Here is a 25,589-nt window from a genome sequence, read left to right as displayed (position 1 = left end):
AGTCTTCATACAAGGTATATGCCAAGATGGGGCAGTATTTTAAGTTATTGATTTTAAATATTATATTTTTCTTATCATTTAAGGGGGATTTATGCGTTTTAGAACTAATGTGTAATGTTTTCTATAAAAATGCAAATATTACATGGTCTTGCAAGAAAGTGACAGGTTGATTTTTATACAAAACTTTGTCTGTTAAGTTATCGACAGGAATATTGCGAAAGCGTGATGACTGTTACACGATTCTTCGTAAGTTTATTCATTCTAACGGCAGGTTTAGAGTGATAGTAATAAGCGTTGCATTGATTATTAAAATTTTTGATAATCAAAAACGTTATGGATAGCTTTGTGGTTGTAGATTGATGCCTGTAATTATTTATAAAATAAATTTATTTGGCGTTGTCTCAATAAATACATCCTAGCAAAGCAATATTTTTCACTATATTATTACTACTTAATGAGTGTATTATTTTTCGTGTTTTTTGCAAAATATCACTGCGCTGCTATTCATCTTCAATTATCGAAATTACTCTACTTCTATATGAAAACAAAATTAATCACCCGACCCGGCTATGTTTTACTGCAACAAGAGTTAAATAAACTTTGGCGAGAAGACCGTCCAGAAACCACCCGAAAAGTTTCGTGGGCCGCAAGTTTAGGTGACCGAAGTGAGAACGCTGATTATCAATATAACAAAAAGCGCCTACGCGAAATTGACCGACGTGTGCGTTACTTGCGTAAAATACTCGAAGAATTAAAAATTGTCGACTACGGCCCACAACAAGAAGGCAAAGTGTTTTTTGGCGCCTGGGTAAGTTTAGAAAATGACGAGAATGAGACATTAAAATTTCGCATAGTTGGTCCCGAAGAAATCTATGGACGTAACGACTACTCCTCAATTGATTCACCGATTTCACGGGCATGTTTAAAGAAAGAAGTTGATGACGAAGTGGTGGTTAAAACGCCAGCGGGTGAAAAAATTTGGTACGTTAATGCTATTCAATATGAAAAATAACTAGCATACATATCATCATGGGCTAGCCATCGGTATTTTGTAGTGCAAAACAATATTGTTAGAACTGCATCTTTACTTTAGAAAAATATTATCGCTTATTCCCTTAAGCCTGCGATTAAAAGGATTTTTTATGTCAATGCAGAAAAAGCTCAAACAAAAAACACGTCGGTTTATAGACTCTAAGAACATGCTTCAGGGTATTACTATCGCATCGTTTTTAGAATCAACCATAGTACCCATTCCTTTAGAGGCGATATTAGTGCCGCTAATGCAGGCACGCCGTGAGAAAATATGGCTTATTGCGTTAATGGCAACATTGGGCTGTATTGTTGGTGCTTTATTAGGTTATGCAATGGGATATTATTTATTTGATAGCGCTGGCGAGTGGATTATAAATACTTTTTCCAATCCCGAACAATTTGAAAATGTTAAACAAAAAATGCATGACCAAGGGTTTTGGTTTGTGATCACCTTAGGCATTGTGCCGATACCGTTTCAAATCGCTATGCTTGCAGCTGGCGCCACTAAATATTCGCTGACTTTATTTTTAATAGCCTCTGCTATTTCGCGTTCTATTCGTTATTTTGGTTTGGCGCTTGTCGTGTATTACGCAGGTAACCAAGCTGAGCGGGTTATAAGTAAGCATAAAACCAAAACCATGATCGCTTTAACGATTATAATATTGTCTATCTGGGGATTAAGCCGTTTAATCCAATGAACCGGGTTTAGTCATTAAAGCGTTGCTATATTTAATAAATCAATGAACATAGCATTTTAGCTAAAGCATCTCGATATGATCATCATTGCGCCTTAACTTGACACTTTTGATTCTTATAAATAGTATTATTTGATAACAACAATAAATTATAATACAGGGATATAGTATGAGCCGACTATTCGTTGATCACATTTTTGATCCAAATGACGATGCTTCAATTAGCAGCAAGTTGTCAAATTTGCTTGCCCTTGTGCGTAAACATTTAGGCATGGAAGTCGCTTTTATTTCAGAATTTATGAGTGACGAGCTCGTTTTTAAAATAGTTGATAAAGACGCTACAAACACCACTGTACAGGCAGGGCTCGCTAGCCCGATTGACGAAACATATTGTAAAAAAATTGCTGATAATAAACTAGACCCAATCACCCATGATGCAAAAAACAACCCCATTACTAAAGTGATGCCGGCAACTGAAGCGCTCAATATAGGTTCTTATCTTGGAGTACCTATTACGCTTTCTGATGGCGAAGTGTACGGTTCATTTTGTTGCTATAAATCGCATGCAGATAATAGCTTGAACGATAGAGACTTAGCTTTTTTAAAGCTTATTTCTGAAATCGCGACAGAACTCATTGAAAAAAAGATCCAATTTGAGTTACTACACAATGATGCGAAAGCCGCTATTGAACATATAATTAACAGCAATAAAATTGAGATGTATTTTCAACCCATATTCAGTTTAACAACTAATACGCTTTCGGGTTTTGAATCGCTGTCACGTTTTTTTACTGAGCCATACAGAACACCAGATGTTTGGTTTAATGAAGCTGCCCAACTTGGTCTAGGGGAGTCACTCGAAATGCTAGCAATACGCAACACGCTCGAATATATCGATAAATTTGATGAAGCTTGTTATATATCAATCAATACCTCACCGGAACATATCCTATCAGGCGCATTAGCGAAAACGTTTGAACAAGTTGATTGTAAAAGAATAGTCCTTGAAGTCACTGAACACACACAGATAATAGATTATAACGCCTTGCGAGAAGCACTGAAGCCACTTCGCGATAGAGGTTTGCGCTTGGCGATAGATGATGCAGGTGCAGGTTTTTCATCATTCCAACATATATTGGAGCTTGAAGCGGACATCATTAAGCTTGATATCAGCCTAACGCAAAATATCAATAAAGAGCGCAGTAAATACCTATTAGCTAAGGCCTTATGCGGTTTTGCTAAAGCCATTAATTGCATTATTCTTGCTGAGGGGATAGAAACGCAGGAAGAACTTGATACATTAAGGAAGCTTGGTGTTGATAAGGTTCAAGGCTACTTTATTGGGCGTCCAGCCCCATTTGCTGAAGCTATAAAATATCAAACATCTACACTATCGTCCTCAACATAAAATAAAATAACCGGGACAGTCAATTCGGGCCACTTAGATAAGTTCGAAATAAAAATGACGTCAGTGCAATAATGTAAAAATCAGTGTTAAGCACATCATTAGGCTATATTTTTTACACGTTATTAAGCGTAATGACATAGTAAAGATGCTGATAGCTTGATATAAATAGAGCTTTAATAAGGATGCCTTGAATATGATGTCATTATCCGCAGAGCAATGCCGTGTTATTGGCGTGATGCTAGAAAAAGAAACCACAACACCCGAACAATATCCGCTTTCATTAAACGCCATTACGGCAGGTTGCAATCAAAAAAGTAACCGCGAACCTGTGATGTCGCTTGCCGAAAATGATCTGCAAAATGTTGTTGATGAACTGGTACAAATGAATCAGTTAATGATCGATCACAAAGCTTCCAGTCGAGTAAATAAATACTTTCATCGCTTTTGTAATACTGAATTTGGCAACTTACAATTTACAGCTCAGCAAAGAGCCATTATTTGTGTTTTATTCTTAAGAGGCCCGCAAACTCCCGGAGAATTAAGAACGCGAACTAATCGCCTAGCTGACTTTGTCGATGTCAGTGAAGTGGAACTGGCGTTGACTCAATTACAAAACCTAAATAACCAAATACTGGTTAAAAGACTAGAACGAGAGCCAGGTAAACGTGAATCTCGCTACGTGCATTTATTCACAGAGATTGATGAAAGTTATATAGCACCATCGAGCGCTCCCCTCAGTGAGTGTGAAACACAGGGCACACCCTCAGAGAGTAATAGTCAACTAGCCCAGCGTGTAACAGAATTAGAGCAACAGGTAGCTTCATTAACAGAGCAAGTGACATGTTTAAGTGCACGGCTTGAAGGTAAGTGATTTGTACCTGTATTTATTTGCGAGCCATTATTAAATGATATTCCAATAAAGTCTCACTAAAGTTTTATACCTTGCAGTGCGGCATAGCTAGCGACATAGATAGCGTCATAAGTTGCGTCATAAGTAGCGTCATAAGTAGCGGAATGAATAACCACAAGTAAGATTAATGCGTTAAATGTAAAATTAACAGCACAATTAGCTTGTCATTTATTCTTTAAAATTAAGAAACTGTTGCTTTGGTCAATGTGAAAATCAAATGCTTTTAAAAAATTCATCCCTAATAAACCATCATTACCTGCACTAATATAAGGACTTACGGCAAAAACAAAGTCGCTAACGCTATAACCTTGTATAGAAAATTCAGCTACTTGGTAGATACTGGCGGTTACTACTCCCCCAGCAGTATTCAGGTTGACGTCTTTAATATAAGCAACTTCTGAATATTGTCTTAATGCTTCAAAGGCCGGTTCTGATAACAAGGAAATACTGGCTCCAGTATCCAACATTAATGAGACGCTAAAAGTATTGTTGATGTTAGCTTGCACAATAAAGTGTTCGCCTTGACGGCTTAACGGAATGCTTTGAGGTTTTCTTAACGCGGTTTCAATTTTGGCTAATAGGGCTTGCGCTTTTATTTTATAATTGGGCTGAGTGAGCAAAGGCTCAATAGCATTGCGAGCATAGTCAAATTCGCCCAGCTGGTAATGTGCGCGAACAAAAAACCATTGTAAATTAAGGTTATCGGGATCAAATAAAGTCGCCTCTTCAATCAGTCTTCTTAATTCAAGCCAGTGGTTGTTGTTTATTAGCACGTCAATCTGTTGTTGAACAAGATCTCTGGCAAAATTAAGTGCATTCCGCTTTTCAACTTCATTAAACACATGATATTGCACTTCATAGGCAAGCTTAATCGCCATTAAAGGCAATTGCTGTTGCCAATACAAGTCAACTTGTTGATAAAGAAAGTCACTGTCGTCAGACTGGAATGCTAAATAAGCACTGATCGAATTTTCAGCATCTGTATACAACTTCTGCTTAATTAAGGTCACGGTTGTTTGTAACCAAAATAGCCTCACCTCAGGCAATGCCATTTCATGATCATTAGCTAAGGTATTCATTAAATAACTCGCGTTAAAATAGTCTCTCTCATTAATGGCCTTTTTAATGTTGTTCGCGATCTGTTGAGCGTATTCAGGCTGCTCAAAAAGGCTATTTTGGTTATTATCTGCTTTTATGTGTACGACACGTTGCGGTAAATTTACAAGAGGCTGTTGCTGAATTTTGGTTTCGATTGTGCGTATGTTTAATTGAATAAACAGATAAATATTCAGCACTATTGAACAGGCTAAGCCAATAAATAAAGTTATACGCCACATGATTTCTTCCAAAAGCACTGATAATTGTCACTGTAAAAATAATGCAGTTGCACTAAAGTTACGTATTAACAATATCTCAAAAGCCTAAATGATAACAGTACGTAATAGCATTATTGCTGATGTACTAAACCGGTATCATCTCTTTCAAAGCCATGGCAGATATAACCGATTAACTGTCTTTGTTTCTTCGATATTTGATGAAAATGCTCAAAGCCGACAGAAAAGGCAAAGGGGTTGGCGTTGTAGTCGGCATACGATTGATCACTACCGTTCTTTGCTTCTCTTACGCCTGCAGCGAATGAACTTAAAAAATCATCGCGATTATTAAGCAAAATAATGGTCGCGCCCGTGTCATTCTCAACAAGTTCAAGTGCGCCTAACTCAATATACTTATCAACAACGGTGCTATTGAAAAAACCGCTGTATTGTTCCGTTTCAATATCATAAGCAACGGATGCATCATCGGTTGCTGCCATTAAAGAGACGAATAATTCTCTAACTTTTTTTGAAATCACGCACTATTCCTGGTTATTTAATATTGACTGAGTTGCTAGGGTTAACTCGATTTTATCAACTACATTTAACGGCATAAATGCCGGCCTACAGCTGATTTATAGCTTGAAAATTAAGACAGACGATTAACTACCTAATATTTTCAGTGGCACTGAAAGTGCATCATTACCTGTTTGACCAACCAGATAAATAATGGCACTTAAACCACCTACGGTAATGACATACCATAACGCAGAGACTATTTGCGCATAACGATTAAGTGGCAGTAACTCGCTTAAGTGTCGGCGTTTATATTCAAAGAATATTTCAATGCTACCAAGGGCGAGTAAAAAGCCTAACAAGGCTAAACCAAAGTAATAACTGATATAAACACCGAGTACAGCACCTAAAACACAAGCCACTAAACCTACTTTAGAGTTGATTGAAAACGCGATGCTTTTTAGTACGTGGCCACCGTCTAACGGCAGTATAGGTAATAAATTAAATAAATTGAGTAGGGCATTAAATACCGCTAAACCGGCGAGTATTTCTAGATCGGTTACCCAATAGCCAATTAAGCAGGCGAGAGACAGTATTAAACCGAAAAAGGGTCCCATAATTGAAATAACGATATCTTGCCAACGGGTATTGATTTTGTCATCACTGAGCGCTAAACCGCCGACAAACGGAATGAGGTATATACCTTTAGTTTTTAAACCAAAATATTTCATTGCTTTGATATGTCCATATTCATGAAAGACAAGGCAAAGAATAAGAGCAATGGCAAATTCAATTGAGAATAACCAACTATAAGCCGCTAAACTTCCGGCCGCAAATAGCACTTTAATTACCTTGGCACTTTTAAATAACTTTAAGCCAAGACCAGCCATACCGACGAAACTAAATTTTATCGGTTGTTTTTCCCCTGGAGTGATTTGTCGCTGTTCTATGTCTTTTTCATGCAGAGTATTGTCGTGCACCGGTTCGTTATTAACTAGCAGCTGAAATTGCAGCGCAAAAGGTTGCCATTGCAATGTGCCATTAAGCTCAACGGGTAACTCGCCTTGCTCACTTTGTAACGAAAATTTATGTGAAAATTCATCACCGTCAGCATTAGCATTAATTTGTGAGACACATTGGTTGTCCCAAAATAGCGCTTGCCATCCGGCCATTGAACCTTCTAAACGTAGTTTTTTGCCTAAACAGTCTATTTCTAGTAGTTGCACTTCATTGACTCAGCATATAAAGCCTTGCCCGTTTATCATTTCATTAATTATGACGGCAAGGATAATTGAAAGAAATTACATAAATACTATGTGTTACTTATTAACTCGTATGACAGCTAAAACACTTTCTACAAGGTAATCTATCTTTTGCTCAGGAATAGAAGCAAGATTAATGCGTCCGTTATTCAAGCCGTATATGGCATACTTATCGCGCAGTATTTCCATTTCTGTTTCTGTTGCTGGCAACATAGCAAACATGCCTTCTTGAGATAAAATATAATCAAAATAATTATCGTCTGAGTGCTGGCGAAATGCCGCGCAAAGCTTTGCTCTTATGCCTTTAATTTTAACATTGATTTCTGCAAGTTCGTCCGACCACAGTTTTTTAAATTCAGGATTTTTAACAATAGTTTTTACAATTTCAGCGCCGTTAGACGGTGGTACCCAATAAGTGGCTTTACTCATAATCGCGAGTTGAGCTTGGGCTTTGTCTGCTTCTGCTTGTGTTGGACTTAGAATATAAGCCGCGCCGACTCTATCACTGTATAAACCGAAGTTTTTCGAACAACTCACGCAAAGGGCTAAGCGCTCAACCGTATTGGCGATAGTAATTAAGCCTGCAGCATCTTCATTTAAACCATCGGCAAAGCCTTGATATGCGGTGTCGATTAAGGGTAAAAAGTTATTTGATTGCGCTAACTGAGCTATTTGCTGCCAGTGTTGCAAAGTTAAACGCAAGCCAGAAGGGTTATGGCAAGAGCCATGAAGTAGCACAACGTCATTTTTACCTAATTTTTCGAGAGTATTGAACATGCCACGTTCATCAAGCGTCATGGTTTTATGGTCAATAAAAGGGTATTCCTCATAGGCCAAACCTGCGGCTTTAATGGTGGGAATATGGTTGGCATAGGTTGGGTCACTTACCCAAATTTTGGCCTCAGGATTGGCCAGCTTAATTAAATCTAAAATGGCGCGTAATCCGCCACTGCCACCTGCTGTTTGCACGCCACTAATAAAGCCGTCAACCGCTTGGTTTGCAAACACTAACTCTTGTAATATTTGCACATATTCAAGATCACCTTTTGAGCCAACATAACTTTTGTTGCGTCCAGCATTAGCAAGTTGCTGGTCAGCGGCTTTTACCGCCTGCATCAACAGCACGTTGTTGTTAGCATCTTTATAAACACCTACGCTTAAATCAACTTTAAAAGGTCTTTCATCTTGAGATGAACGCGCCATTAGTTCGACAATTTCGTCGGCGGCAGGTAGAGCAATATTGGCAAACATGAGTTCTCTTTAATTAAATAGTATCGAAAGCGAGTAGCTTTGAATTTAGTTTAATATTAATGAAGATTTAGTTGTTAAGGAACAAGCAACATGAAACTTCAAGTGTTATTCAGTATCGGAATGACCGGCCCAAATATCAGCATTAATGGTGCTTTTCTTTTTGCGTTTTTTCTTGCCGCTACCTTCTGGCGCTGCCATGGGTTTACTTTCAGCTATTAATTCGGCTAATAGCGCGTCATTTATAGCTTCATCGACTTCAAAACCCTCGACTTGCTCACGTTCAAGACGGATTTTATGCTTCTTTTCTATCACTTTAAAATGATGATAATCTTCATAGTCGATCAATGATATTGCTAAGCCAACTTCTCCTGCTCGGCCACTTCGGCCAATACGATGCATATAGTCTGATGGACTTCTGGGTAAGTTAAAGTTGATCACGACCGGCAGTTTTTCGATGTCTAAACCGCGGGCAGCAATATCTGTGGCTATTAATACGTCAATCTCGCCTGATTTGAATCCGTCAAGTACTCGGCTGCGTTCGCCTTGACCTTTATCGCCATGAAACACGGCCGCAGTAATGCCACGTTTAGCGAGTTTTTCCGCTAGGTGTTCACAATGATGTTTAGCATTAACAAAAATAAGGGCTTGTCGCCATTTATGTTGCTGAATCAAATACGCTAATACCGCGGTTTTATCACCTTTATTGACGGTAAATACTCGCTGCACTAAGGTGCTAGCATCGGCACTTTGTACTTGTATTTCAATAGGATTATTCAGTAACTCTTGTGTTAACGCTTTTACTTGATCAGGGAACGTTGCTGAAAATAATAAGGTTTGTTTTTTCTTTGGTAGTAAAGCTAACAGTGCAGATAATTCCTCTGTAAAGCCTAAACTTAACATTCTATCGGCTTCATCAAGTACTAAGGTGTTAACCCTGTCGAGTTTAATGGCATTACTTGAAATTAAATCGAGTAATCGTCCTGGGGTAGCCACTAAAATATCGCTGCCACCGCGTAATGCTAGCATTTGCGTATTGGCTGAGACACCACCGAAAACTGCTACTGTTTTAATCGCGCCGTTAAAATGTACGGCATAAGATTTAATACTGTCTGCCACTTGCTTAGCTAATTCACGAGTAGGCACTAAAATAAGGCCAGTAACGTAGTTACCTTTAGTGTTTTTTTCACTATTCGATAATTGTTTTTCCTGAATTTTTTGCAAAAGAGGTAATGCAAAGGTGGCCGTTTTACCCGAACCGGTATTTGCCCCGGCAATTAAATCACGTCCGGCTAAGACACTTGGAATAGCTTGCGCTTGAATGGGCGTTGGCTGTTGATATTCTAGCTCCGTTAAGCGCGCTAACAAAGGTGGAATAAGGCCAAGTTCTGTAAAATTGGCTGGCGTTGTGACAGAAGACATTAATATAAAGGGCTCAAAGCTAGGGTAATAACTGACTATTTTAGCGTATTTATTACCTGTTTAGTTAGTGAAATCGCTGAAACTCTGATCTCTACCAATTGAAATAAATAATCCATCATTTTAAGCTGGCCTAAATACCTAATATCGGCGTTAATTTCAATCCCAATAGCCAGCTATTACTCAATCAAGTGTCTGGTTCTTAGGTATTTATTTTTATTTATCATAGTTCAATTACTAAACTTAATTAGTATAATGTTTTACAGCCTGATTCAAAGCTGCTTAGACCGTTTTTTAGCATTGGGATAATAAGCTGCATTGAAGGTTGTAAGCCTCAGTGGTATTATTCGTATGAAATATGAGTAATCCGCTATTAGCTGCAAACCGTAACAGGTTATATTGCTGTAATTGATATTTGTCATTCTATTGATACTTTCATCTTATTGAGAAGAGATAACGACCTGACTTTTCAACTTATCCATCTATTTGAGTTCTTAATAATTAAAACCTTATGGCTAAAAACACCTTTACCCCTGAATTGCTTGAGCAACACTTTACTAAAAATGAATGGAAAAAAGGCACGAGAATTTTTCAGTCTAAAGGCATTAAAACCTGCGCCCTTGATGGTGAAACAATTCGTGGTGTAGTGTCTAGTGAGCGCTCTAACCAGTCGAGTTATTTAACGCGTTTAGTTTTCGAAGGTAAGTATGATGATATTGCCAGTTATTGTGATTGTTATATTGGTCGAGATTGTAAGCATGGTGCAGCTTTAGCGCAGTGTTTTATTCATGAACACTTTGATCAAAATAACACGGCATCATCTGAAAAAGTCATTGATAAATGGCTTAACCGCTTTCAAGCTCAGCCCAGTAGATATCAACCTAATAGCCAACAAAAATCATTATTATATTTCTTAAAGCCGAATAGCTATAACGACGATGATTACTTCACCTTAGGGATTAAATCGGCTCGACCAAAAAATAGTGGCGGCTGGAGTCATTCGCTTGGTAGCGAGCATACGGCGAGTTCATTAATTAATAGTGCCTATGCTAATAACGAAGATGTTGATGTACTGACTGAGCTTATGCGTACTAATCAGTTTGGCGATAACATTAAGTATTTTGATTTATTTGAACGTATTATAAAAACCAATCGCTGTTTTTGGCATACTAACTTCGACTTGAACGAAGCGGTTACTTTAGGTGAGCCAATAGAGGCACAATGGCAGTGGCTAGCACTGGGAAATCAATTACACACCTTACAGCTTGTTTTCGAAAAGCCTTCAAGCAGTGTGCTTATTATTAAAGCGCAACCGCTTTGTTATTACGATGAAGCGCAAAACTGCTTTGGAAAAATTAACACCAATACTCAATGCGATTTTGAAGCAGACTTACTCAATTCCCCCATTTTTGAAGAAGATAAATTACCTTGGATCATGAGTAAGCTGTCAATGTCATTGGGTGACGCGGTACAGCGCTTACCTAAGCCAAAAACAGAATATTCACAAGAACTGACAAAACCTGAAGTATATTTGCACTTTACAACGCCTGCAGAAGCTAATCCGCAATCTGGTAATGTTCGGGTTAATTTTTCTTATCAAGGCAGTTTAGTTAATCCGCATAATGAGCGACTTACGGTATCACCATCAAACCTGACTGATAGCAAGATAAAGCTGTATCGAGACTTAGCCTTTGAGCAAATGGTTATTGATAAACTGACCACGTTAAAATTTGTCGCTCAGCCTAAGCCCAAGCGTTACACTTTTACCAATGAAGATTACTTAAATAAAGACAAAGTGCCTAAGTTTTCTATGCTAATGCAAGGACGATTTTTCTGGCATCACTTCTTACATCAAGAATTACAATTACTTAAAGACTTAGGTTGGCATATTAGCTTTGCTGATAATTTTTATTATAAGGCGCTGAGCACGGATAGTGTCTTTGATGCCGAAGTTATTGAAACCGATGACCACGACTTTTTCTCATTAGGGTTGAACTTAACCATTGATGGTAAAAAAATGCCGGCGTTTCCTATTTTGCTTGGGGCTATAGAACAATTACCTAAATCAGCATTACTTGATCGTGATAAAGAGCAGCTGATCGCACCAGACTCACCTATTTATGTTGATCTGGATAATGGTGACTTTGTTGCCTTGCGTTATCAAAGCGTGCAGCCCATATTAAAACAATTTATTGAGCTGTTTATGCCCAATGCCTTAAATAAAGATGGCACTATGGAGCTTTCGCGCTTTCAGGGTCATCAAACGTTATCGATGTTAGATGACCAAGGCATGATCGCCACAGGAACCAGCAAGTTAAGAGCGTTGGCCGATAAACTAAAAGACTTTCAAAAAGTCACCACTGTGCCTGTGCCGACCGGTTTAAACGCCACGTTAAGAACCTACCAACATCAAGGACTAAATTGGTTACAGTTTTTACGAGAGTATCAATTAAACGGTATTTTGGCTGATGACATGGGTTTGGGTAAAACTATTCAAGCCTTGGCGCACTTATTAATTGAAAAACAACAAGGTCGATTAAATAAGCCGGTATTAATTGTTGCGCCCACCAGTGTTATTTTTAACTGGGCGAATGAAATAGAAAAATTTACCCCGCAACTGTCTTATCAGGTATTGCACGGTAGTAAACGTCAGCAACACTTTGATTGCTTTGAAAGTATTGAAGAAGGTGGAACGCCGGTTGATATCATCATTACCAGCTATGCGCTAATTATTAAAGATTTAGAGCATTATGCTGAACAAAATTTTTATTACCTTATTCTTGATGAAGCCCATTATATAAAAAACACCAAAACTAAATTATACCAAGCATTTATGTCACTGAAAGCGCAGCATAAGTTGTGCTTAACGGGTACGCCTATGGAAAATCATTTAGGTGAGTTTTGGGCGCAATTTAATTTTTTACTGCCGGGGTTTTTAGGCGGACAAAGACAATTTACTAAGCTGTTTAGAACACCGATAGAAAAGCACAGTGATCAAGAGCGTAAGCAGTTATTAAATCGGCGTATTAAACCGTTTATTTTACGCAGAACTAAAGATAAAATTGCCAAAGAATTACCCCAAAAAACTGAGATTATTCAAACCCTTCGTATCGAAGGTAAACAGGCTGAGCTTTATGAGTCGGTACGTTTAGCAATGGACAGTCGCTTAAAAGATATTATTGCGGATAAAGGTTTAAAGCGCAGTCAGATAGAAGTGTTAGATGCGTTACTGAAGTTGAGACAAGTGTGTAATCATCCTAAGTTATTGTCGCTTGAGGGCGCTAAAAAAGTAAACCAATCTGCTAAGCTTGATTATTTAATGGAAACGCTGCCTGAGCAAATTGATGAAGGCCGTAAAATACTGATCTTTTCTCAGTTTACTAGCATGCTCGCTTTAATAGAGAAAGAGCTAGTAGATGCTGGCATTGGTTATGTTAAATTAACCGGCTCTACGACCAAAAGACAAGAAGTGGTTGATAAATTTCAACGCGGTGAAGTGCCGGTATTTTTAATTAGCTTACGAGCAGGTGGCGTAGGCTTAAACTTAACGGCAGCTGATACTGTTATTCATTTTGACCCATGGTGGAACCCTGCGGTAGAAAACCAAGCCACAGACAGAGCGCATCGTATTGGGCAAAACAAACCTGTTTTTGTTTATAAATATATTATTGAAAATTCAATAGAAGAAAAGATTCAAAAAATACAGCAGAATAAAGCTGCGCTAGCAAAAGCGTTATTGTCTGAAGAAGTGAGTGATAATAAACTCAGTTTAACTGATGATATTTTAAACTCGCTGCTTGCACCACTTAGCTAGCATAAAAGATAATACCTATTGAATTAGTAGGTATTATCTTCTTGTATACCCCCTGAAATAACCTCGTTCAAAGCCCCGTCATGTCAGTAATGTTAAATATTGAGTGCCTAAAGAAGTATGCAGCCATATTAAAATGCCCAAGTTCAGCATTACTGTTAGCCAAAAAATATTTCGAAACTCTTGCTTCGAGGATTTATGTCTTAGGTGTTGTTGTGCCAAGGCAGCACCTGGCCAACCGCCCGCTAAAGCAAGCAGATGCAGTGTACTTTCTGATGTTCGCCATACCCCGCGCTGTGCTTTTGATTTATCGAAGGCGTAGGTTAGATAAGTGATGACACTTAACCCGATATACAGATACATTATTTTTTGCGGTAAATGACCTAGGGTATAAGTGATGATGATAGTGGCTAAAAATAGTAAGGGTAAATAAATAGAGAATTTACTGATTTTCTTCGGCTGTTTTCGCTTTAGCTTTTCACCTGCAAAGGTTGCATCACAAGCACAATATCTTTCGGCGTGATCTTTTGTGATTGAGAAAGTAATGACTTCACTAACTTTCGGTACTCTATTTTTATTAGTAAAAGCAGATTTATGTATAAAAACATGGCTGCCACCGCCATTGGGTGCAATAAAACCAAAAGCTTTATCTGCATGCCATTTAATTAACTTCCCTTTTAAGCGCATATTTTTCTGTCCTTGCTACTTTGCATCATCCTGATGAGTTTATATCAATGTATCTTATGAATTTATATTTTGATATTAAGTGCAAATATCTCATAACATTGAATAAAAGACTATAACTGTAAACAAATTTTTAGTATGTAAAAACTTAGCAACTTCATTTTATTATAAATTATTGAATGAGCAAGCTAGCGTAGCTTTTCTGATTGTCATACCATGGTGGCACGTTTAATTTAATGACTTTTCCTTATGCAGTTTTGTTTGTTTTTGTTCACTTTTATTTTGCTCACGTTTCATCATTCTGCCGATGCATCGGCTAAATTTTTTAATCTCGATAAAGCGCCTGAGCTAGGAAAAATGGCAAGCTTTAAAGCCAGTGCTTTGTGTGATGTTGCAAAAGAAACTCAACACTATATAACTCATACTCCACAAGATAAGTTTGCTGTGCATGCAGGCAAAGTATTTGATGAAAGCGTAACACTCGCTAAAGTGGAAAAAACCCTCGAGTTTATCTGTCAAACATATCGCGAAGATGTGCGAGCAAAGCGCCAAAGTCGGTTGCATGATCAACGTTTTTTAAAGGATAACTTTGATTTTTATCGCTGGACTCCTGATACGGCCACGGCACGAAAAATTGCTATCAAAAGCACGAATGCTAGAAAAACTAGCATGCTAAATGCTATTCCCAGTGACAAAATATTTTTAACTAAGTATTACACTAAATTATTAACTGCCAGTGATGTAAAAACCCAAGTCTATAATCAGGCACTGTATTCATTGCCTTATGATGAATTAGGCCTAACACTTACTGAAGCGAATAATGATTTAACCATTACCCGTAATAAATATACTCGACAAGATATTATTGCTGGCGTTTTGGATGATAAAAAACTAGCTAAGGCATTAATTTGGCTAACCGAAGAAGCATTGCATGATGTGTTATTGCAAGGTACAGGTGTGGTTGATGTTAATGGCAAACGACGCTATTTTAATGTTCATCGTAATAATGGCATTGCTTATGACTATGCGATAGGTAAGCGTGAACAGGCACGTTACTGGTATTTTTCAGAAGTGCCAAGCATTATGGGCTATGGAGAAACGCTCGACAGTAAAATAGCGATCACGCCGCAAGTTTCTTTTGCCGGAAATGTGGCTGAACTTGGTTTAGGTAAGTTGTTTATGGTGAGCTACGCACAAGCAAATGAAAATATCTCACGCTTGGGCGTACTCTCCGATCAAGGTGGCGCATTTGATAATAATTTATTTCAGCTCGATTTATTAGCAGATAGCTATTACGGCTGGGAAGATTACCATCAAGCCAATAAGCACTTACCTGATTACACTAAAGCTTGGTTAATGCTGTTGAAGCCTTAAAGCGTGAATTTAATTATTGTAAACAAGCTCGGAAAATAAATTTATGCTAAATGGCTACCAGCGTTTTGGTTGGTTTTTTTGCGATATTTGCGCGATTTTTCGGTTGATAGTCTAGTGGCGCAGCGATAAGGATTTGACGAATTTGGGCTTCGTCTTCATCACACATAGCCGATTTTAGTTGGTGAATAATTTTTGCGACATCGCTGTAATGTAATGATCGCTCATTGGCGGTAAAAATACGTTGATGTTGGGTTTTTCTAGGGTGATCGCCAATCAGTAATTCTTCGAAAAGTTTTTCACCAGGGCGCAGGCCGCTATAAAATATTGGAATGTCGCCATTGGGGTTCGTGGCGTCTTTAACAGTTAAGCCCATTAAATGCGTCATTTTGTAAGCTAGATCAACTATTTTTACTGGTTTACCCATGTCCAAAACAAAAACATCTCCGCCTGTGCCCATTGCACCTGCTTGAATAACTAATTGTGCAGCTTCAGGAATGGTCATAAAGTAACGAATGATATCAGGGTGTGTAATGGTAATTGGACCACCGCTTTTGATCTGTTTTTTAAATAGCGGCACCACCGATCCCGATGAACCCAAAACATTACCAAAACGCACCATAATAAAGCGTGTATTGTGCTCTTTTTTGGCAAAACCTTGCAACACCAGCTCAGCTAAGCGTTTGGTGGCCCCCATCACATTGGTCGGTCGTACAGCTTTATCCGTAGAAATAAGTACGAAGGTTTCAACTTCGCAATAAATAGCCGCTTGTGCGATTTCATAAGTGCCTAAAACGTTATTGGTTACACCGGCTATTACGTTGTTCTCTACCATAGGTACGTGCTTGTAAGCCGCGGCATGGTAGATGGTTTGTACTTTGTGCTTATTAAAAATATGGCTCATCAACATGCCATTTTGCACATTGCCGATCAGGGGTTCAACGTGCAAACTATTGTATTTTTCTGCTAACGTTTCACTTAACTCTTGGTGTATTTCATAAAGTAATGCTTCGCTAACATCGAGTAATATCAGCGCTTTAGGTTTGTTTAATACAATCTGTCGACAGAGTTCTTTACCGATGGAGCCGCCAGCACCAGAAACCATCACAATTTTATCAGTAATATTTGCGCTCAATAATTCAGCAATGGGCTCAACGGGTTTACGACCTAATAGTTCGTCAACAGATACTTCTCTTAATTCATCGATATTACGTTTGCCAGAAACAATGTCAGACATGTCAGGAACAATCAAAAGCTCAAGCGCATAAGGCTCTAAATACGCTACGATTTGTTTCAATCGAGCCGGATCAACGGTTGGAATCGCAATCAACACTTTGAACTGGCCATGCTTTTTAATAAGTTTGGCAATATTGTGATGGGAGTGAATTTTTAACCCTAAAACTCGTCGGCCGACGTAGCGTTTTTTTTCATCTAAAAAAGCCAAAGGTTGATATTTTTTACCTAGTGATAAAGCGTGCACTAGTTGCCTACCTGCACTACTAGCACCATAAATAACCACGCCTTCACGTTCATCAAACAAGTGTTTTCTAGAAATTAGGCTTACTAAGGCCCTAGCGCCAGCAATTTGTATACTCGCAATAACAAAAAAAACGATTGGCACAGAACGTGGAATAAAAGCATCAAAAATAAAGCTACATAGGTAGAAAATAATACAGCCAATAATTAATAAGAACTGTATTTTTAGTAAGGCTTTAGCGTTGAAAAATCGGACGAAAGAGTTGTAAACATCGAAGAGGTAGAATAATGCCAAGGTTGATATCGCCACAGTGATAAAGGCAATGTTTTCGTACCGAGAGAGCTCAATGTTATCAATGCCTAAACGGATGATGTAAGCAAAATAGAATGCGACAGCAAGAGAGAATAAGTCGTAGGCTAATGCCAGTAACAACTTAATAGGACTCGGAATTAAATCAATTGGTCTAACCATGAAAATATACTCTACTACGCGTCGTTTTTAATACAAAAACTGCATTAACGATCTTTGGTAGGTATTTTGGCAACATATTGTTACATTGTCATTACTTAATTTAACATTTGTATAATGAATGACTGTAAATGTATGGTTTTATGTCTTGTTACTAATAATATCAAGCGCTTGACTCAGCCCTTGGCAAACCGTATTCATTTCAATTTCAGTCAGTGTGGGATGAACTAAAAACATTAAGCTAGTTTCACCTAAAGATTGAGCATGTTTCAATGCTACTTTAGGCTGAAGACCAGTCTGATCGAACGCTTTTTCTTTATACACTTCAGAGCAGCTTCCAGAATAACAAGGCACGTTGAACTCGTTGATAATATTCATAATATCGTCACGAGAGATGCCCTCGGGGACTTTGCCATTATCGACAAAGACGTAACATTTGTAATAGGCATGAACGATATAGTCAGGCACTGTTGGCACAACTAACCAAGGGTATTGCCGACAGACTTGAAATATTTTTTCAGCATTTTCATTACGAATTTTTGTCCAAGTGGGCATGCGCTTGAGTTGGATGCGGCCAATAGCCGATTGCATTTCTGTTAGTCGCCAATTGGTGCCAAAGCTTTCATGTAGCCAACGATAACCTGGAGGGTGTTGTTTTTCATAAACAGCGGCATAGGACTTGCCATGATCTTTAAAAGCCCAAGCTTTACGCCACAGTGTTTCGTTATTGGTGGTGAGCATGCCGCCTTCGCCACCTGTAGTCATTATTTTGTCTTGGCAAAACGACCAAGCACCAATATGTCCTATGCTACCGACGGATCTGCCTTTATATTTTGTGCCGTGTGCTTGAGCACAATCTTCAATAACATAGAGATTATTTTGTTCGGCTAGCGCCATTATGTCGTCCATTTCACAAGGCCATCCCGCTAGGTGAACACAAATAATAGCTTTGGTTTTTTCTGTTAATACGGCTTTGATTGTCCTTACACTGATATTTTGGCTATCAAGTTCAACATCAGCAAAAATAGGCGTGGCGCCAGCGTTAATAATGCTACTTATCGACGCGATAAAAGTTCTTGAAGTAACAATGACTTCATCACCTTCAACAATAGCTACAGTATTTAAAGCAAGGTCTAGCGCCAGAGTGCCATTAGCAACCGCTACGGCATATTTATTATCGGTGTAAGCAGCAAATTCTTTTTCAAATTCTCGCCCTTGTTGGCCGGTCCAGTAGTTAACTTTATTAGATTGTAATACTTGGCTAACGGCTGTAATTTCTTCTTCGCTAAAGCTTGGCCATGGGGAAAGTTGCGTATTGAGCACAGGTGATCCTACAAAAATTAAATAAGTGAACGAACAGGGAGGGCAGGTACGCCCAGATAAAGTTTATTACTCTGGGTTGATTTTGTTATCACCGCCCCCGCGCCAGAATGGGTGTTTTCGGCAATAGTTATATATTCGACAACACTGCTGCCAATACCTAACCAAGATAATTTGCCAACATTAACACCACCAGCGATATTAACCCCAGGAGAAATATGACAATAAGCTTGGATATGACAGTCATGATCGATAGTGGCAGCGGTATTAATAATACAACCCTCGTCGATACGTGCGCCGATATTGACCACAGCCTTGGCAAAAATAACCACGCCTGGGCCGATATAGCTATGTTTACTGATAAAGGCTGTCGGGTGAATTAATGTCGCTAAGCAACAGTTCTCGGCAGATAACTGCTGCAATAAACTTGCTCGTAACGTGTTATTGCCAATGGCGACAATAAAGTCAACGTTTTCGCCATATTCAACCCAGCTGGCGATAGGCCCAGCAATATGCCAGTGGCTTTTATCTTTAAGTTTGTCTAAACAGTCGTCGAGAAAAATAACTTCACTGTAGTGGCCGATACTTTCTGCACAATCAGCGACTACAAGGCCATGACCGCCAGCGCCAATAATGACTAAGGTTTGATTCTTTTTCATTGTTGACCTGTAAACTTGTTCATTGTCGCTTCTCCGTTGGCGCTGATATCAGCTTGCGAGAAAACTTTTTTAATCGTGAGGTATATAATTTTAATATCTAACCATAAAGACTGATTATTGACATACCACACATCGAGCTCAAACTTTTCCTGCCAGCTAATCGCGTTTCGTCCATTAACCTGCGCCCAGCCTGTAATACCGGGTTTAACGTTATGTCTTCTTGCTTGCTGTTTGGAATATAGTGGCAAGTATTCAACCAACAAGGGCCTAGGTCCGACCAAACTCATATCACCTTTTAATACCGAAAATAACCCTGGAAGTTCATCTAAACTTGAGTTTCTAAGCTTGATACCAAAATCGGTTAAGCGCTCATTATCGGGCAATGGAACACCATTTTTATCTTGCGCATCACGCATGGAACGGAATTTTTTCATGGTAAATATCTTGCCATACAAACCTGGCCTTTGTTGGCTAAATATAACCGGCCTACCTAGGTTATTAGCGACTTTACGGGTAATAATAAGATATAAAGGTGAGAGTATAATTAGCGTTAATAAGGAGGCTAATATATCTATAGTGCGTTTGATTATTTTATACATAATAACTAGTCAGCAATCAGAAAACCGAAAGCTGCAATGTTCCGTTTTCGCTTTTTGACTTTATTTTCCAATATAACAGGAGTAAATTGAACAGTACAATAATAACAAATTGATTTTCATATCTAAGTCTTCTTATGCACGCTGTTGTTCGTTTATATTATTTATTACGTTGCTGCTATTTCAAAAAAACATCTGCCTTATCTAAGCTCACGCTTCACTTTAGCCGTATTAATTTTGCATTTGATTTTAATGTGCTTGCTGCTAACGTAATTTTGCTCATGTCTCTAGTTAGATTAACTTATAAAGGCTAAGGCATTAATATGTTGAAGAACACTACGCAGAAACGCGTTTTGCATGTATTTATGAATTTAAATCTTGGCGGAGCCGAAAGTCGCATAATGGATTTATTTCGTAGCCAAGATGCTAATGTATTGGTGAATGATTTTGTTATTATGACCAACGAACACTGTTACTTTACCGATGAGGTGATCGCTAAAGGTGGAGAGGTTCACGTGATTGATAGCCCGCGAAATGGCATGGTAAAAAATCTTTGGCAATTGTATCAACTTTTAAAAGTAAAGCCGCAGTACACTGCGCTACACGCTCATACCTCTTACTATTCTGGCTTATGTGTCTTTATTGCTTTTATCGCGGGTATTTCAGCTCGAATAACCCATGCCCGCAATACCTGCACCGGTGCAGATAATTTATCAACAAGCATTATGTTGTTAGTTGGTAGAAAGTTAAGCGCAATATTTGCGACTAGCCGATTTGCGATTTCAACTGATGCCGGCAGTTTTTTATACGGCGACAAAGCCCATTTTGACGTTGTGCCTAATGCTTTTGATTTTCGCAAAATTAGACACAAACAAGATGTTATTGAAGATGAAAAATTACATTACGAACTGAATACAAAAGTACTTAATATTGTTTGTGTAGGTCGTTTCTATACGGTTAAAAATCATGATTTTTTGTTGGATGTTATGCATAGTTTAGCGCAAAAAAATAACGGCTTTTGTTTACACTTAATTGGTGATGGTGAATTAAACGAAGCGCTGCAAGTGAAAGTTCAACGATTAGGTTTGGAAAATAACGTCAGGTTTTGGGGCAAAAGAGCTGACGTTGATCAGTTGTTGTCTTTATTTGATGTCATGGTGATGACCTCAAAAAGCGAAGGGCTTGGAGTGGCAGCGTTAGAAGCGCAAGCTGCTGGTATACCTTGTGTGCTGTCGGCGGGCATTCCTTTGGAAGCGGATATTGGTTTAGGGCTTTGTCGATATATTGATTTGAGTTCTCCAGTTGAGGCATGGGCAGATGTAATTCAACGACAGGCCTTGATCTCCTCTTTGGGTAAGGTTGAAATAGATCAACAATTTGAACGCCGTGGCTATAGTTTATCTGCTACCCGTCAGCGATATTTGGACGCCTATTCACGCCATGAAAAAAATTAGAGTTTTACAAGTTATTCCTGCACTTACCTTAGGCGGAATATCGTCCGTGGTGATGAACTGGTATCGCCATTTAGATACCCATAAGTACCAATTTGATTTTATTAGTTTTAATGATGGTCCGTTAAGAGCCGAAATTTTGGCATTAGGGGGGAAGATTCACATTATCCCTACCATCAAGCAAAAGCCATTTGAGCACTTAAAGGCATTGAATAACATTCTATCAACGGGGCAAAGCTATGATGTTGTGCATGTGCATAATAGTTTTAAAAATGGTGTATTACTCTGGCTTGCCAAACGAAAGGGCGTAAAGGTTCGCGTTTGTCATTCGCATACCAGTGGAGTTGAAAATAAGTTTTTGTTGCCATTTATGGGGGTGTTTAAAGCGATTGTTACGCGGGCAAGTAATGTGCACTTAGCGTGCGGAAAACAAGCGGGAGAATTTTTATACGGCCACAAGCCTTTTACGGTGGTTAACAATGCTATTTCCGTGCAACGATATTTAACGCATTCGCACGATAGTTGTCATATTAAAAAGCAGTTTTTGTTGCCTAAGCATAAAAAATTAGTGCTACATGTAGGGCGCTTTTCATTAGTGAAAAACCATCAATTCTTGTTGCAGCTCGCGCAGAATAACGCGTTAGATCCACAGATACATTTTGTCTGTGTTGGTGAGGGGCCATTAAAAGCGGAGTTTGCCGAAAAAATTAAACACGAAAATTTACAAGCTCGTTTTACTTTGTTATCGGCAACACCGGAAATTCCTCATTTATTGCAAAGTGCAGATGCTTTTATTATGCCGTCGTTATTTGAAGGTATCTCCGTGGCTTTATTAGAAGCGCAAGCCGCAGGTTTACCCTGTTTAATTTCAAATACTATAGTGAAAGCGTCAGATATGGGTCTTGCACTCATTTCATTTCACCCGCTTGAAGACCTGTCGCCTTGGCTTGCGCAATTAAATAAACTACCTAGCGTTAACTTAACCTCTGAGGATATTACTCAGGCATTTGATGCAAAAGGATTCTCTACACAAAGCGTGCTAACGCAATTAGCGGATATTTATTGCTCGTGTGATATCGAATGATATTAAATAAGTTAGCGCGGCTACTTAATATTGAAATTGGGCTTTGTGCTCTACTTATCGTACTGTATGCAATCACCTCAAGTGCACTGCTGTTATTACTTGTGGTGTTAATTGGTGTTGTCTGTGCATTCGTCTTGCCATTTGGACGCAGTATTCAGCTAGCATTTTTTTTGCTGCCTAGTAGCGAAGTGTTTACTCAGTCATCTTATATCTCAATTTCGTTATTGACCTGTATTTTTTTGGCGATGTTTGGTCGATACTTGCTGACCCATGTTGCAAAAACTCAATATTCACAGCCAGGATTATTGTTAATGTTGTTGGTATTGGTTTACGAGTTGGCACACATTATTTATAACCCTTCAATGGCTTCTTTTGTAACCGTGCGTTGGTCAATTTTCTTTATTTTCACGTCTTTGCTATTGTTCGATCAAAATAAGTACTGCTCATTTTCGCAATTACGTTTTGCACTTTTATGCGGGGTTATTACGTCAACTTTATTCGGCTTAACACAGCATTATTTGGTGCTTTCTAACGCCCATTCACTCAATGCCATTTCTCGTTTTTCAGGTGGCGTGGGTGATCCAAATAATTTTGGTTTGCTTTGTCTGCTACTGATTTATTTTTACTTGCCGATTGTCCCAAGAGAAAAAATACCGAGATCAACCTTACTGATCATTTTGATGATGTTAACCTTTGGGGCATTAACCGTATCTCGAAGCTTCTTTATTGTCGCTACGCTGAGTTTACTGACTTATTTCATTTTTTATTTTCGTTCGGCGATAGGGGATATGTTTGTCCGCTTGCTTATTTTATTGAATGGTCTGCTGATTTTATTTTGTCTGTATTGGTTCAGCGGAGCTACTTTTATTGGTGAGTTAGATATCTTTGTTCGGTTTAGTGGTAATAATTTATCAGATTTAACGGGTTCTCGTAGTGATATTTTACAAGCGTACATAACACTTTTCTTCGAGCTACCTTATAACTTTATGCTGTTTGGCGCCGGCATTAATGGTTACTTAGCCTATTACAATCATGACTTTTTGCAGGCCGGGCTTTTTACTGAAGTGGTGGGTCCGCACAACACTTTACTTGAAATTATGATAAGTTTTGGCTTAGTGGGTTTCGCTCTGTTTGCCACTTATATTTATTATGGCTTTCGGGCAGAAAGAAATCGTGTGGCTAGTAGTTATATTTTTCGCTTAGCTTGGTTGCCCATTATAGTATTTCTCTTGTACTGCTTTAGCTTACAAAACTTAGGTAAATATAGTAGCTACTTTATTTTAATGTTGATCGTTTATCACACGTATAGAAAAGACACGTAGATGACAAACTTAAGCCGTGAAAGGCGTAATGGCGTATTATTAAGTTATTGTTCAATAGCTATACGAAATATTGCCGCTTTGCTTTTAATCCCCTTTATTATAAACCACTTAGGGGTTAGCGATTATGGTATTTATAGTCTGGTTTCTGCATTAGCAGGTTATTTAATCGTTTTAGAATTTGGCTTGGCGAATACCACCATTCGCTTCTTATCTGTCTATCAGGCCAATAACGATAAAGCTAAAGAATCAGAATTTATTAGTAGTATTATTGTGTTATATGGCGCTTTAGCATTATTTGTTATCGGTATTGGGCTGATCATTTGGTTTAAATTACCCACTATATTTCAACACTCAATGACCCTCGTTGAAATTCAACTATTGCAGACGGCATTTTTAGTGCTATTAGTTAACGTGGTTATTACTTTAATGAGTAATTCTCTTACTGGTATTATTAGTACTTATCAACGCTTTCGGTTTCAAAAAAGCACTGAAATACTGGTGTTTATCGCTCGCTGTATAACTGTTGTTGTCTGCTTACAATTAGGCTTTGGCGTTTTGGCAATTGTCATTATTGATACCATTACTAATCTGCTGCATAGCCTAATTCGATTTATTTATATTAAGCGATTTATTGATATTCAATTTAAGGCAAAATTACCTGATAAAGCTACGTTGAAAGAGATATTTGTTTATTCATCTTTTATAGCCCTCAATGTTGTTGTTAACCAAATTAACTGGCGTGTAGACAACTTAATTATTGGCACGTTAACCAATAGTAAAACATTAGGTATTTTTAATATTGGCAGTCAATTACTGTTCAGTTTTATCGCCTTCGCCAGTGCTATTTCGAATATATTTACCCCGAAAATTGTGCAAATGGTCAATCAAAATGTGTCGAATACCACGCTAATGGCACAGCTTTGCATTATCGGTCGATATCAAATGATAGTGTTGGGTTATGTTTTTGTGGTATTTGCTGCCTTTGGTGAATTATTTATCCAGTTATTTGTCGGGGCCGAGTTTTCACAAGCGTATTGGGTGGCCTTAATTTCTATGGTGCCACTGATGTTTGTTTTGGCTCAAACCTCTACTAATGCGGTATTGCAAGCCTTGAACAAGCATAAAGTGCGCAGTTTATTATTACTTGTAACTGCGATGGCTAATATTGCTATTTCAATTATATTAGTGAAAAAAATGGGTATGATTGGCGCTTCATGGGGCACGGCACTTGCCTTATTTGTGGGAGAGTTAATCATGGTTAATATTTATTTATATCGTGTTGTTCGCTTGAATATGTGGCATTTATATCGAGAATTAATACGCTATTCTTTACCCGCAATATTTTTGACCTTAGCTTTGGCATTCGTTGTATCAGAATATATATCAGCCACTTGGTTGGGATTATTTATTGCTTGTGGGCTTACAGGTATTATTTACGCAGCATGTAGTTATGTTATTAGCTTAGTGCCAAGTGAGCGTAAAAAAATAAACCGTTTAGTATGTAAATATTAGTGATACAGGCTGATTCTATAGCTGTGAAACA

At 38.3% G+C, this 25,589-nt stretch carries 20 protein-coding genes; 10 read left to right on the top strand and 10 right to left on the bottom strand.

Going from position 1 to position 25,589, the window contains the following annotated elements:
* The first annotated feature begins 538 nt into the window (after positions 1-538).
* The 4 genes from greB to A3Q33_RS07520 all read left to right on the top strand — a co-directional run bounded on the left by greB (position 539) and on the right by A3Q33_RS07520 (position 4,006).
* On the top strand, positions 539-1,012 hold the full coding sequence (greB, locus tag A3Q33_RS07535) for a transcription elongation factor GreB (protein WP_081182394.1): 474 nt from the start codon (positions 539-541) through the stop codon (positions 1,010-1,012).
* A 130-nt stretch (positions 1,013-1,142) separates the two neighbouring features.
* Positions 1,143-1,730 (top strand): YqaA family protein, encoded by a 588-nt coding sequence (locus A3Q33_RS07530; RefSeq protein ID WP_081179413.1) that lies wholly within the window; start codon positions 1,143-1,145, stop codon positions 1,728-1,730.
* A 166-nt stretch (positions 1,731-1,896) separates the two neighbouring features.
* The gene (locus A3Q33_RS07525) at positions 1,897-3,135 is read left to right on the top strand and encodes a sensor domain-containing phosphodiesterase (protein ID WP_081179412.1); all 1,239 of its coding nucleotides are present in this window, start codon (positions 1,897-1,899) and stop codon (positions 3,133-3,135) included.
* 193 nt (positions 3,136-3,328) lie between these two features.
* Positions 3,329-4,006 (top strand): YceH family protein, encoded by a 678-nt coding sequence (locus A3Q33_RS07520; protein ID WP_081179411.1) that lies wholly within the window; start codon positions 3,329-3,331, stop codon positions 4,004-4,006.
* A gap of 203 nt (positions 4,007-4,209) precedes the next feature.
* Here A3Q33_RS07520 and A3Q33_RS07515 read toward each other — a convergent pair whose 3' ends face one another.
* The 5 genes from A3Q33_RS07515 to A3Q33_RS07495 all read right to left on the bottom strand — a co-directional run bounded on the left by A3Q33_RS07515 (position 4,210) and on the right by A3Q33_RS07495 (position 9,806).
* On the bottom strand, positions 4,210-5,382 hold the full coding sequence (locus A3Q33_RS07515) for a retropepsin-like aspartic protease (protein ID WP_081179410.1): 1,173 nt from the start codon (positions 5,380-5,382) through the stop codon (positions 4,210-4,212).
* Positions 5,383-5,492: 110 nt separating this feature from the next.
* Positions 5,493-5,897 carry a hypothetical protein gene (locus tag A3Q33_RS07510; protein ID WP_081179409.1) on the bottom strand — a complete coding sequence of 135 codons (405 nt, stop codon included), beginning with the start codon at positions 5,895-5,897 and terminating at the stop codon, positions 5,493-5,495.
* A 123-nt stretch (positions 5,898-6,020) separates the two neighbouring features.
* A complete protein-coding gene (locus tag A3Q33_RS07505) occupies positions 6,021-7,100 on the bottom strand; it encodes a metalloprotease (protein WP_081179408.1) in 1,080 nt (359 codons plus the stop codon).
* 93 nt (positions 7,101-7,193) lie between these two features.
* The gene (locus tag A3Q33_RS07500) at positions 7,194-8,387 is read right to left on the bottom strand and encodes an aromatic amino acid transaminase (protein WP_081179407.1); all 1,194 of its coding nucleotides are present in this window, start codon (positions 8,385-8,387) and stop codon (positions 7,194-7,196) included.
* A 105-nt stretch (positions 8,388-8,492) separates the two neighbouring features.
* Positions 8,493-9,806 (bottom strand): DEAD/DEAH box helicase, encoded by a 1,314-nt coding sequence (locus A3Q33_RS07495; protein WP_081179406.1) that lies wholly within the window; start codon positions 9,804-9,806, stop codon positions 8,493-8,495.
* A gap of 508 nt (positions 9,807-10,314) precedes the next feature.
* On the opposite strand from A3Q33_RS07495, the gene A3Q33_RS07490 reads away from it, so the two are divergent.
* On the top strand, positions 10,315-13,617 hold the full coding sequence (locus A3Q33_RS07490) for a DEAD/DEAH box helicase (RefSeq protein ID WP_081179405.1): 3,303 nt from the start codon (positions 10,315-10,317) through the stop codon (positions 13,615-13,617).
* Positions 13,618-13,695: 78 nt separating this feature from the next.
* On the opposite strand, the gene A3Q33_RS07485 is transcribed toward A3Q33_RS07490, so the two are convergent.
* A complete protein-coding gene (locus tag A3Q33_RS07485; protein ID WP_081179404.1) occupies positions 13,696-14,301 on the bottom strand; it encodes a DUF1294 domain-containing protein in 606 nt (201 codons plus the stop codon).
* A 258-nt stretch (positions 14,302-14,559) separates the two neighbouring features.
* On the opposite strand from A3Q33_RS07485, the gene A3Q33_RS07480 reads away from it, so the two are divergent.
* Positions 14,560-15,672 carry an MltA domain-containing protein gene (locus A3Q33_RS07480; protein ID WP_196798067.1) on the top strand — a complete coding sequence of 371 codons (1,113 nt, stop codon included), beginning with the start codon at positions 14,560-14,562 and terminating at the stop codon, positions 15,670-15,672.
* 46 nt (positions 15,673-15,718) lie between these two features.
* On the opposite strand, the gene A3Q33_RS07475 is transcribed toward A3Q33_RS07480, so the two are convergent.
* From A3Q33_RS07475 to A3Q33_RS07460, 4 genes are all read right to left on the bottom strand, one after another.
* Positions 15,719-17,617, bottom strand: a complete 1,899-nt coding sequence (locus tag A3Q33_RS07475; protein WP_081179402.1) for a polysaccharide biosynthesis protein — start codon at positions 17,615-17,617, stop codon at positions 15,719-15,721.
* Positions 17,618-17,755: 138 nt separating this feature from the next.
* Positions 17,756-18,937 (bottom strand): DegT/DnrJ/EryC1/StrS family aminotransferase, encoded by a 1,182-nt coding sequence (locus A3Q33_RS07470; protein WP_081179401.1) that lies wholly within the window; start codon positions 18,935-18,937, stop codon positions 17,756-17,758.
* Positions 18,938-18,954: 17 nt separating this feature from the next.
* A complete protein-coding gene (locus tag A3Q33_RS07465; RefSeq protein WP_081179400.1) occupies positions 18,955-19,593 on the bottom strand; it encodes an acetyltransferase in 639 nt (212 codons plus the stop codon).
* Positions 19,590-20,192, bottom strand: coding sequence for a sugar transferase (locus A3Q33_RS07460; RefSeq protein WP_155866727.1), 603 nt, complete (start codon positions 20,190-20,192; stop codon positions 19,590-19,592). Before A3Q33_RS07460 ends, A3Q33_RS07465 begins: the two co-directional genes overlap by 4 nt.
* Before the next feature lie 320 nt (positions 20,193-20,512).
* Between A3Q33_RS07460 and A3Q33_RS07455 the strand changes: the two genes are divergently transcribed.
* The 4 genes from A3Q33_RS07455 to A3Q33_RS07440 are packed head-to-tail and all read left to right on the top strand — an operon-like array spanning position 20,513 to position 25,558.
* Positions 20,513-21,643, top strand: a complete 1,131-nt coding sequence (locus A3Q33_RS07455; protein WP_081179399.1) for a glycosyltransferase — start codon at positions 20,513-20,515, stop codon at positions 21,641-21,643.
* Entirely contained in the window at positions 21,630-22,724 is a 1,095-nt protein-coding gene (locus tag A3Q33_RS07450; RefSeq protein ID WP_081179398.1) for a glycosyltransferase, read from the top strand. The genes A3Q33_RS07455 and A3Q33_RS07450 overlap by 14 nt, the downstream gene beginning before the upstream one ends.
* Entirely contained in the window at positions 22,721-24,046 is a 1,326-nt protein-coding gene (locus tag A3Q33_RS07445; RefSeq protein ID WP_081179397.1) for an O-antigen ligase family protein, read from the top strand. Before A3Q33_RS07450 ends, A3Q33_RS07445 begins: the two co-directional genes overlap by 4 nt.
* The gene (locus tag A3Q33_RS07440) at positions 24,047-25,558 is read left to right on the top strand and encodes an oligosaccharide flippase family protein (protein WP_081179396.1); all 1,512 of its coding nucleotides are present in this window, start codon (positions 24,047-24,049) and stop codon (positions 25,556-25,558) included. It abuts the gene before it with no gap.
* Positions 25,559-25,589 lie beyond the last annotated feature (31 nt).

It is taken from the genome of Colwellia sp. PAMC 21821 (genome assembly GCF_002077175.1).
Lineage (GTDB): Bacteria > Pseudomonadota > Gammaproteobacteria > Enterobacterales > Alteromonadaceae > Cognaticolwellia.
The sequence above is the reverse complement of the archived record's forward strand: the minus strand, read 5'-3'. Positions and strand labels throughout refer to the sequence as shown.